The organism is Streptomyces sp. NPDC002265 (assembly GCF_040296125.1).
GTDB lineage: Bacteria > Actinomycetota > Actinomycetes > Streptomycetales > Streptomycetaceae > Streptomyces.
Map to the genome: position 1 here is coordinate 1 of NZ_JBEOWS010000558.1, position 4,015 is coordinate 4,015.

Annotated in this window: 1 protein-coding gene and 1 pseudogene; one reads left to right on the forward strand and one right to left on the reverse strand. The window is 70.3% G+C overall.

All coding sequences use genetic code 11. The annotated features are described in order from the left end of the window. On the reverse strand, positions 1–2,220 hold a 2,220-nt coding region (locus tag ABT085_RS44690), incomplete at its 3' end, for an ATP-binding protein (protein ID WP_351622489.1). 182 nt (positions 2,221–2,402) lie between these two features. Between ABT085_RS44690 and ABT085_RS44695 the strand changes: the two are divergent. Beyond that, a pseudogene (locus ABT085_RS44695) lies at positions 2,403–3,480 on the forward strand (RNA-guided endonuclease InsQ/TnpB family protein); the annotation flags it as partial. Positions 3,481–4,015: the final 535 nt, after the last annotated feature.

The following is a 4,015-nucleotide window of genomic DNA, read 5'->3' on the forward strand; positions in this document are numbered from 1 at the left end:
AGGACGAGGTGGGACTTCGTGATGCGGACGCTCTCGCGATAGGTGCCGGGCCTGAGCCACCACCAGCAGGGCCTGCAACCGGCACAGGGGCTCTTCGCTCACGTCCGACCACCGTCCGGCCCGCTCGGCCAGGCCCTGCCATGCTCCGGTCTGGTAGTCGAGGTGCAGGAGCGTCACCCCTGCCAGGTCCGCGAGCAGCTCGTACCCGTGTCGCCCTGCGACGTCGACGGCGCTCGTCAGCCGCCGCCGGGCCTCCGCGTACCGTCCCCACCGGATCGCCGCATCGCCGATGTTCAGATCGGCTCGGCCGCGCTGGAGCGCCAGTTGCGGTGTCGACTCGTCATCGCCCAGTTCCTCGGCACGCGCCCAGCCCGAGTCCTCGCCGAGTTCCAACAGTGCGGTCGTACGGTTGACCAGCAAGGACATCCGCTCATGCGGGGAGAGCGCCGCACCGGCCACGAACTGTTCGGCCCGCTCCAACCAGCCCAGATGGGTCTCGGCCGGCCACGTTCCGCTCAGCACCGGATATCCGAGCGCGGTCATCGCCCATGCGCCGGCGTACGTCCCGTCGGCGAGGTCGGGTATCGCCAGATCCAACTCCGCTGCCGCAGCCGCGTACTCACCGAGTTGGATGAGGATCTGAGCGAGCTGGCCGCGCACTTCGGCGCGGTCACGCGCGCTGAGCCGGTCCGTTTCGAGGACGGCGTGCAACGTGGCGAGGACATCCGCACGCCGGGTGTAGCCGGTGAACGCCTGGAACGGCATCTTCCGCACCCATGGGGCGACCGCTTCCGCGGGCAGCCCCGGTTCGTCGATCAGTTCGTGCAGAACGGTGAGGGCGGTGACGTGGTCACCGGACGCGAGGGCTATGTCCGCTGCCTGCTCGGCGTACACACACCACCGCATGGTTTCGCCGGCCTGACGGAAGTGATGGGCGAGCCGGCCGACAGGGCGGGGCCGGGCGCTCTCCAGCAGCGCGGCGGCGCGGCTGTGGGCGGCGCGCCGTTCGGACGCCGACGCCCGGTCGTACACCGTCCGAGCAGCGAGCGCATGCCGGAAGGCGATGCGGCCCGAACCGGATCCGTCCTCGACCAGCAGGCCGCTGCGTACCGCCTCGGACACGGCGGATTCGACCACGCCGACGGCAAACCCCCAGGCCGGCGCGATCGCGGAATCCGCCGGACGGCCCGTCCGGCCCACGAGGTGCGTCTCCTGGCCACCCCCCAACCCGGTCAGCCCGGCAACCGTCCCCAGTGTCTTCTCGTCCGCCGGATCGCTCAGGACGGCGGCCGCCAGCAGCACCCGCCGGGCGTCGGCCCCGAGCCGGGCCACCCGCTCGGTGACCGCGTCCCGGATCGTCGGCGGCACGGCGATCTCGTCGAGTGTGCGCCGCATCCATTCGCCGTCCCGCCGGACGAGGTCGGCCCGGTCGCGCAGCAGCCGGACGCACTCCTCCAGCGCGAGGGGCACGCCCTCGGTACGGTCGTGAAGGAATGTGGCGAACTCGGTGGAGACGTGTTCGTCGTCCAGCATCGATGACACGAGCTCCGCGGTGTCCGGCACAGCGAGTCCGGTCAGGCCGACACGTGCGTGAGCGATCCCCGCACTCGTCGGCACCCGGGAGGACAGCCGCAACAGCAGGGAATCGGCTGCCACCTCCTCGGGACGGCAGGTCAACACCAAGGTGAGCGGGAACGGCTGCCGGGAGGCCAGGAACAGCAGGAACTCCAGCGTCGCCTCGTCCGCCCAGTGCACGTCCTCGACGACCAGGACGTCGATTCCGAGACGGTCCAGAAGTTCGGCGAGGGCCCGGATCAGCCGATGCCGGGCGGCGCCGGCATCGGCCGGCGGCTCCGGCGCGGACGGCAGGTCGTCCGCCCATTCCGGGAACAGCGGCCGCAGCGAACCGGCCAACGCCGACAGTCCGAGGGCCGCGACATCGGCGCCACTCGGTGCGGCCTGCCGGGCGGCGTCGACGATCGGGCCGAGGGTCAGCGCCTCGCGGAACGGCGGGCACACCGCCACCAGCGTGCGTGGACCTCCGGGGGCGACCGCGGCCAAGGCCTCCTGCACCAAGCGGCTCTTGCCGATGCCTGCCTCGCCCTCCACCAGCACAAGTGCGGGCAACTGACGCAGGGTGTCCGTCACACGCCTCAGTTCGGCGTCGCGCCCGACGAAACGGGGGCGGCGGCATACCGGGGATGTCGCCGGTGCAGTCATCGGGTTGCCTTCGTGGATACCCCGACCTTCAGACCAGGGTGGAGGTATCTCCCGTTTGCACGGGAGAAACGGACTCCTTCGGAGCAGGGCAGAAGAAGCCGGATCGCTGTCACGGCGGTCCGACGTTCGCCGTCGACCGGCCGACACCCGTGCACCGTGTGGATGTCGAGAGGGCGGGAGGCATGGTGCAGCTGGTCAACCGGGTGTTCGAGTACCGCTTCTGCGCCACGGACGAGCAGGCGGCTGAGCTGTGTTGTACGGTCGGTCGTGTCCGCCTCGCGTACAACAAGGCGCTTCAGGAGCGCACGCGGGCCTGGTACAACGAGCAGCGCCGGATGCCCGGCGCGCAGTCGCCCGCCGCATTGACCGGGTGGAGCCGGAAGAAGTCCCGCACGAGCGCGGAGTAGGCCCTCTCCGCCTTCACACGGCACGCCGAGCGTCAGACTGCGGCGAAGTTGACGGACCCTTTGGACATCCGTTGGCCGCGACCGCTTCCAGAGCGTGCGGAGCCGAGCGCGGTGACCGTGTCCCAAGACAGCGCGGTCCGCTGGTTCGACTCCCTGCCGTTTGAGGACACCGCCGCCCCGGTCCCCGCCACTGCGGCGGCTGTCGGGATCGATGTGGGGGTCACATCGCCGATGGCGCTGTCCGCCTGGGAGAATATCGCCAACCTCCGGCATGAGCGCCGTGACCGGGCCCGTCTCGTGAAGGCGCGTCGGGAGCTGTCCCGCAAGGCGACGGGCTACGCGAACCGGGACGAGGCCCGCCGCAAGGTCGCGCGCGTGCATGCCCGGATCGCCGGCGGGCGCAGGTACATCCTGCACACACGGCCGACCCGACTCCTCCGTGCGAAACAAGCGGTCGTTGTCGAGGACCTCACCGTCCGCAACCTGCTGAAGAGCAACCGCCTCGCCCGCACCGCCTCCGACCCCTCGTGGACGCGACTGCGTTCCGTGCCGGAGTACCAGTGCGCCTGGTGCGGGCGTGAACTCCTCGTGCTCGACCGCTGGTTCCCCAGCTCGAAGCTGCGCGGGAGCTGCGGAACGGTCCGCGGGAATCAGTCGCTGGACGTCCACGCCTGGACGTGCGACTGCGGCGTGACGGACGACCGCGACGTGAACGCGGCGCATGACATCCCGGCCGCCGGACTGGCTGCATCCGCCCGTGGAGACGGTGTCAGACCTCAACGGAAACCCTCCCGGACGGGGCAGTCGTCGGTGAAGCAGGAAACTCAGGGGGACCGCTGGAATCCCCCACCTTTGGGCGGGAGAGGAAGTCAAAGATCTGAAGCAACGCTTCCAACTCGTGGCTGCTCAGGTACCCGTGCACCGTCGACTCCTACTGACTGTTCGATCACTCTCACCTGCGAACGCCGCGATCTCGACCTGATTCGGCCTGGACCGAAGAACGACATTCCGGAAGGACCACCCCAGGCTGTCAAGGTCTGCCGAGGTGCCTCGCACATTCCGGGCAGACGCGTGACCGCCGAGGTCACGCCGGGATTCGCAACTCGTCGCCCCCAGCGTGGCCTTCGTGCACGGGGCGGTAACCCGCCGTCAGGAGGGGGCGCTTGCGTGAGTGGCAGCAGATCCGACTGCACACGGCGGGGAGGATCGGGGGTGGACGCCGGAACGCGCCCCACCGCTGATCGGCCGCCGGTTCCCGACCAGTTGCTTCATCGCCGGGCGGCGGCTGCGCCACCGGGATCGAGGCTCGCCCGCGACTGCCGCGCAGGGCCCTTGTCGGCACTCATGCGGCCGCAGATCGCGCGGCATCACACGCTCGGGATCACGCA